Below are 6625 nucleotides of genomic sequence, written 5' to 3'. Positions count from 1 at the left end.
GTTCGAACTGCTCGCGCCGTTCGATGTCGAGAAGCGCCGATGCGGAATCCGGAAACCGGCTGTCCGGATATGTGGCAGCGGGGTTGCGCTGCGCTTCGATGAAGATCGCCCACCCCGAGCCTAGACGGCGGAGAGCGCCGTTCAGCCGAGCGGTTGTGCCGACGAGTTCCGCCGGCGTGGCAGAATCCAGATCGGGACCGCGGAACCGGGCGGTTCTCTGGAAGCTGCCATCCTTGTTGAGCACCACGCCTGGTGCAAGCAGTGCTGCCCAGGGAAGATAGTCGGCGAGGCTGGACGGGCGTCTGCGGTATTCGGCGAGATTCATCATTCACAAACCCTCAGCAGCCGAAATGCGCGGGATAGCGAAGGTGCCGGCGAACGACGTCGACGAACTGCGCGTCGCGCTTGGCCGCCCAGACGGCGGCGAAATGACCGATCGCCCAGATGGCGAGACCTGCAATCCAAAGACGCAGACCAAGCCCGACCGCACCGGCGAGCGTGCCGTTAGCGATGGCAACCGCGCGCGGCGCGCCGCCGAGCAGGATCGGCTCGGTGAGGGCAAGATGCACCGGTGCGAAAAAGCCGCGCACTTCCTCCTCCATCAGATCAGCGCTCCGCCGCCGAAAGAGAAGAACGACAGGAAGAAAGAACTCGCCGCGAAAGCGATCGACAGGCCGAACACGATCTGGATCAGGCGTCTGAAGCCCCCGGACGTGTCGCCGAAGGCGAGCGACAGGCCGGTGACGATGATGATGATCACCGCCACGATCTTGGCGACCGGCCCCTCGACAGATTCGAGGATCTGCTGAAGGGGTTGTTCCCACGGCATGGACGAGCCTGCGGCGTGGGCAGGCACAATCCTCATGGCCACGATGGCAGCCGCCACTGCGACACGCGTAACCAGCACAACAGGCTTAGGGATAGATGACGAAGTGAAGCGGATCGGGTTCATTCTGAAGCTCCAATGGGGACTGGGGATCTGTGGCTGTGGCACTCTCAAGCCTGGCTTCGAGCGTGCGATAATCACCGGTGGCGGGATCAAGACCTTCGACCCACGCGATCTCGACGAGACGGCGGGCAGCACCCCGGCCAGCGAGGACAGCAATGAGGTCGATGGTCTCCGCAATCAGCGCGCGCGGGACCGTGACCACGGCCTCCTGCACAAGTTGCTCGAGCCGCAGCAATGCGCCAGTAGCAGAACCAGCGTGAATGGTGCCGATGCCGCCTGGATGGCCGGTGCCCCAGGCCTTCAGCAGATCGAGCGCTTCCGCGCCGCGAACCTCACCGATCGGGATACGGTCGGGCCGAAGCCGCAGTGAGGACTTGACCAGGTCGGACAGCGAGGCGACACCATCCCTGGTGCGCAGCGCCACCAGGTTGGGCGCGGCACATTGCAGTTCGCGCGTATCCTCGATCAGGACCACGCGGTCGGTGGTTCTGGCAACCTCGGCCAGCAGCGCATTGACCAGCGTCGTTTTGCCAGTCGACGTTCCACCGGCGACCAGAACATTTTTCCTTTTTTCGACGGCAAGCCGCAGCACGTCGGCCTGGCCCACGGTCATGATCCCCGCAGTGACGTAATCCCCGAGGGCAAATACGGCGACCGCCGGCTTCCTGATGGCGAAGGTCGGCGCCATGACGACCGGCGGCAGCAGCCCCTCGAAACGTTCGCCTGTCTCCGGCAGTTCGGCCGATACGCGCGGCGCACCCGCATGCACTTCCGCTCCGACATGGTGGGCCACCACGCGGATGATGCGCTCGCCGTCGGCCGGGACCAGCAGTTCATCGGAGGCGCAGAGCCCTTTGCCCAGCCGGTCGACCCAGATGCGTCCATCCGGGTTCAGCATCACCTCAACGATCTCGGGATCCTCAAGGAAGCGGGCGATGGCCGGTCCAAGCGCCGTGCGCAGCATGCGCGCGCCGCGCGACACCGCTTCCCTGCCAGAATGATGATTGCCTGCCACGATGGTCCCCGTTCGCTGCGGCGAGCCTGTTCGTGCCGCGGTCGGGGATGATTAGAAGAGGCATGAATACCGACCTTGCAACAGGCAAAATCGGTGAGCGTAGCGCGGCGTGCAGAGACTTGCCGAATGCGGTACGGCGATCTCGCGGCCTGGCGCTGCCATCTACCGCGACGGGGAATCATCCGCGCCGGTTGGTGACGCCGGGACTTCATCAGCGATTTCCTGTCTGAACTTTGGTCCCTTGCTCAGCCTGCGGCCAAGCGCGTCAACGAACGCGTCATACCGCTGCAGGCCTTTCGCACGGGCTTCCGCCTGCGCGGATTCGGGCAATGCCGGGGTCGAGTTGAGCCAGAAGCGCACGAACAGAGCCAGTGTCTCGATGGCGATGCCGACATCGCGCTCGACACGCTGCACACGCCGGTCGATCTGATCGAGACGACGGGTGATTGCCGCCTCCTTCCGCTCCTCGGCATCCGGTGAAAGGAACGAGGCGATCGCGGCCTCGGCGATCAGCGACAGCGACACATCGCGGCGTGCCGAGTAGTCGGCAAGCGCGTTCATGACGTCAGGATCGAGATAGGCCGAAAGCCTTCTCTTCTTGGCATCCTTCACGTTCAAAGCCCGATGCCGTCATCAGGATCGAGGGTGGCCTGCCGTGCAGCGCGCCGCATAGCCTGATCGGCCGCCCGCCGACGCACCGTGTCATCATCGGATTCGTCCCAGTCCAGATCGAACTCTTCATTGAGCTGTGCCTGCGGTTCCGGCGCGATATCCTCGTGTTCCGGGAGCTCAGGCTGACGGCGGATGCCGCCATTTTCCGGATCCCCGTCCTGCGGGTCCGCAGAGAGCCCGGATTGCAGAGGATTGCGTTTCGGCACCGGAGGGACTGTAGCGCCGGTCCAGTCATCCGGGCGCGGTGGTCCTGAGGCCGTTTCAGGGTTCGGTGGCGGCAGGACGCGCCCTGCGAGACGTGGATCGGCAAAATAGCGTGCTTTCTTGGCCCGGATCGGGAACAGGCCCGAAACCATGACGATGGCATCGCTCGGTGGTAGTTGCATGATCTCGCCGGGCGTCATCAGCGCACGCGCCGTTTCCTGCCGCGAGACCATCAGATGCCCGAGCCAGGGCGACAATCTGTGACCGGCATAGTTTTTCATGGCCCGCATCTCGGTTCCCGTTCCCAGCGAATCGGAGACGCGTTTGGCCGTGCGCTCGTCGTTGGTGGCAAAGCTCACCCGCACATGGCAGTTGTCGAGGATGGAGTTATTCGGACCGTACGCTTTTTCGATCTGGTTGAGCGACTGTGCAATCAAGAAGGACTTGATGCCGTAGCCCGCCATGAAAGCGAGGGCCGACTCGAAGAAATCGAGCCGGCCGAGCGCCGGAAACTCGTCGAGCATCATAAGCAGACGATGCCGTCGATCCTTCGCATGAAGGTCTTCCGTCAGCCTTCGCCCGATCTGGTTCAGCACGAGCCGGATGAGCGGCTTGGTACGGCTGATGTCGGAGGGCGGCACGACCAGATAGAGTGTCGCTGCCCGCTCGTCCTCGACCAGATCGGCGATACGCCAGTCGCAGCGGGACGTCACCTTCGCCACCACCGGATCGCGGTAGAGACCCAGAAAGCTCATTGCTGTCGAGAGCACGCCGGAGCGTTCATTCTCCGACTTGTTGAGCAGTTCGCGAGCTGCCGAGGCCACCACCGGATGCGGCCCGCCCTCCCCCAAATGCCGCGTCACCATCATGGTGCGCAGTGTCATCTCGATCGGCCTTTGGGGATCGGAAAGGAAATTCGCAACTCCGGCAAGCGTCTTGTCCGTTTCGGCATAGAGAACGTGCAGGATGGCACCGACCAGCAGCGCGTGGCTGGTCTTCTCCCAATGGTTTCTGCGTTCCAGCGAGCCTTCGGGATCGACCAGGACATCGGCAACGTTCTGCACGTCGCGGACCTCCCATTCGCCGCGTCTCACTTCCAGCAAAGGGTTGTAGGCGGCAGAGGACGCATTGGTTGGATCGAACAGCAGGACACGGCCAAAGCGAGCGCGCCATCCGGCCGTCAGCTCCCAGTTCTCGCCCTTGATATCGTGAACTATCCCCGAACCTGGCCAAGTCAGCAGAGACGGGACGACAAGGCCAACACCCTTGCCGCTTCGGGTCGGCGCGAAGCACAGAACGTGTTCTGGGCCGTCGTGGCGGAGATAGTCGCCCTCTAGCTTTCCCAGCACCACCCCGTCCGGACCGACTATCCCAGCGGCTTTGATCTCCTTGCTGGTCGCCCAGCGTGCAGAACCATATGTGGCGGCATTCTTCGCCTCCCGTGCCCGCCACACCGACATACCGATGGCCACTGCGATCGCGATAAAGCTGCCGCTCGCCGCGATCAGCGCACCCTCCAGAAAAATCTCTGGCGCATACGCATCGTAGAAAAACCACCACCAGAAAAAGGCCGGCGGCGGATAGATGGAATGGCCGGCAAGCTCGAGCCATGGATCCCCGAGCTGCGGCTGGAATCCAAGCCGCCATGCGGTCCACTGCGTCGCGCCCCAAGTAGTGACCAGCACGATCAGAAGCACGGCAACGAGTTGCCCCCACAATATCCTGGTCGCCGGCATTTATCGTCTCTTTGCTGAGGCTTGGGGCGCCCACAGAAATATCGAATTTCCGCATACGCAAGAACACAAGACAGTTTACGGAACCGCCGGGTAGTCCGACCTACACGGACTTGTTCGTTGCAGTGCTGTTTCTGCTGATCGAGAACTGGCTGAGCAGACACGGCTGTGCCGCTTGATATCGGAATTCGCCATGGTGGGAGTTCCGGAATGACTGTCGCCAGACCTTCCATAAGCCAGCGTGGTCGAGGTCAATCGGCGACTTCTGCTTCCGAAACGCCCCCTCGCCTTCGGCCACCGTCAGACCGCCGAACTGCTCGATAACGGCCAGGCGATAGGCCATGATGTCGATGAAACAGCTTCGAAAACGCGGCTGCGGTCTCGTAGCCGACGCGACTCGCAATCCGTGCAATCCCCTCGTCGCTTGTTTCGAGAAGAAATGCGGCCTCCGACATTCGGCGTGCGATCAGATAACGATACATCGGCTCTCCAACGAGCTTGGTGAAGCGAGCCGAAAACGCCGACCGACCAAGCCCCACGCTTTGCCCGACGTCGCCAAGCGTCCAAGGTCGGTCCGGTCGTTCATGGATCAACTGAAGTGCCGGTCCTATGTGCGGGTCCGCCATCGCCCCCAGCCAACCGCCTTCCCCGGGGCCGAGAGACTTGATCCAGCTTCGCAACACCTCGACGAAGAGCACTTCTGTCAGTCGTGACAGTGCAACGCCTTGTCCGGGACGCGCGTGCGCCGCCTCGCTCACCATGCGTTGCAGAATCGCCTCGAGCCATCCTCCGTCTTCCGTCGGCTTGAGGAGAAGCAGTGGCGGAAGCAACTCCAAAACACTACCGCGCGAGGGCCGTGCCACAGTGAAATTGCCACAAATCATCGTCGCGTGCGGCTGCTCGCCGCCTCCGTGACGAATGAGCCCAAGACGCCCGTCCAGTCGATCGATATGGAGAATCGGTAACGGTTCGATCCGGCTGTCCGAGTAGATCACATGGGGCTCGCCACGCGTGACGACAACAAAGTCGCCCTCGGTCATGTGGAATTCTCGTCCACTTTCGAGCGCGAGGGTGGCCGAGCCACGGCTGAGATAGTGGAACAGGGCGTAGGGGCGCTTTGCCAACGCAAGATTCCAGGGATGGCCGAGCTCGAAGTGGAACAGCAAGGTTCCGCCCAGGCGAACGCGATCGAGCACTTCAGCGAGGATGTCCATCGTCCCGATGGTAGTACGGCGGACGGTCAGACACAATATTCGGACGATTGAGGCCTAACGTCCAAATGCTCCACGTACTAGTTGATCGCAAGTCGAGCCAACGGTTCGCGCGGCAACCATCACCCGAACGGCAGATGGGAGAACCGCGGCTGTTGCCGACACGCCTGCCCTTCCCCGGACCCGCGTCGTCCGTCATCTCAACAGGAGCAACCAATGCGAAATCTTTTACTCACCGTCGCCACCGTCCTCATGGCCGGAGCAGCAGTTGCCGCCCCCGCCCAATCAGCTCAGCTGCCCAAGGGGCCGGCCCACAATATCGTGCTCGTCCACGGCGCTTTCGTCGACCAGACGAGCTGGAAGCCGGTTGCCGATATCCTCACGAAGAAGGGCTACAATGTAACGCTCGTCGAAAACCCGCTCACCTCCCTGGCGGCGGACGTCGAGGCCACCAAACAGGCGCTCGCCAAACAGAACGGCAAGACCGTTCTCGTTGGCCACTCCTGGGGCGGTGTGGTTATCACGCAGGCAGGTGACGATCCCAACGTCTCGGCGCTCGTCTACGTCTCCGCATTCGCGCCTGACGTGGGAGAATCTCTGGCGAGCTTAGCCAAGAGCGGCCCGGCAACCGAAGGCGCCGCGGCGATTCATCCCGACGAAAAGGGCAACCTCTACATCGATCCCAAAGTGTTTCCTTCGGCAGTCGCGGCCGACCTTCCTCCGGAGATCGCCGAGTCCTTGGCAAACCATCAGCTCCCGTTGAACCACACCGCGTTCGAGGCTCCCGTCGACAAGGCAGCTTGGCACGACAAGCCGACATTCTATGTGATCAGCACCAAGG

Annotated in this window: 7 protein-coding genes and 1 pseudogene; 1 reads left to right on the top strand and 7 read right to left on the bottom strand. The window is 62.5% G+C overall.

The annotated features are described in order from the left end of the window. The 7 genes and pseudogenes from EN884_RS20255 to EN884_RS20225 all read right to left on the bottom strand — a co-directional run. Positions 1–328 (bottom strand): annotated as a pseudogene (locus tag EN884_RS20255) (conjugal transfer protein TrbE); the annotation flags it as partial. A 10-nt stretch (positions 329–338) separates the two neighbouring features. Continuing rightward, positions 339–602: a VirB3 family type IV secretion system protein gene (locus EN884_RS20250; protein WP_063170713.1), complete on the bottom strand. Its 264-nt coding sequence runs from the start codon at positions 600–602 to the stop codon at positions 339–341. Next, positions 602–865 (bottom strand): TrbC/VirB2 family protein, encoded by a 264-nt coding sequence (locus EN884_RS20245; RefSeq protein ID WP_244514475.1) that lies wholly within the window; start codon positions 863–865, stop codon positions 602–604. Before EN884_RS20245 ends, EN884_RS20250 begins: the two co-directional genes overlap by 1 nt. A gap of 49 nt (positions 866–914) precedes the next feature. Then, positions 915–1913: a P-type conjugative transfer ATPase TrbB gene (trbB, locus tag EN884_RS20240; RefSeq protein ID WP_127274084.1), complete on the bottom strand. Its 999-nt coding sequence runs from the start codon at positions 1911–1913 to the stop codon at positions 915–917. Between the two features lie 213 nt (positions 1914–2126). After that, positions 2127–2525, bottom strand: a complete 399-nt coding sequence (locus tag EN884_RS20235) for a hypothetical protein (protein WP_063170888.1) — start codon at positions 2523–2525, stop codon at positions 2127–2129. Positions 2526–2578: 53 nt separating this feature from the next. Further along, entirely contained in the window at positions 2579–4576 is a 1998-nt protein-coding gene (locus EN884_RS20230; RefSeq protein ID WP_063170716.1) for a conjugal transfer protein TraG, read from the bottom strand. Between the two features lie 248 nt (positions 4577–4824). Further along, entirely contained in the window at positions 4825–5787 is a 963-nt protein-coding gene (locus EN884_RS20225; protein WP_063170889.1) for an AraC family transcriptional regulator, read from the bottom strand. A 213-nt stretch (positions 5788–6000) separates the two neighbouring features. On the opposite strand from EN884_RS20225, the gene EN884_RS20220 reads away from it, so the two are divergent. After that, positions 6001–6625: alpha/beta hydrolase (locus tag EN884_RS20220; protein WP_164895075.1), on the top strand; the 625-nt coding region annotated here is incomplete at its 3' end.

The sequence above is a fragment of the Mesorhizobium sp. M7A.F.Ca.AU.001.01.1.1 genome (assembly GCF_004022735.1).
GTDB lineage: Bacteria > Pseudomonadota > Alphaproteobacteria > Rhizobiales > Rhizobiaceae > Mesorhizobium > Mesorhizobium ciceri.
This window is presented reverse-complemented; position numbering and strand designations above follow the sequence as displayed.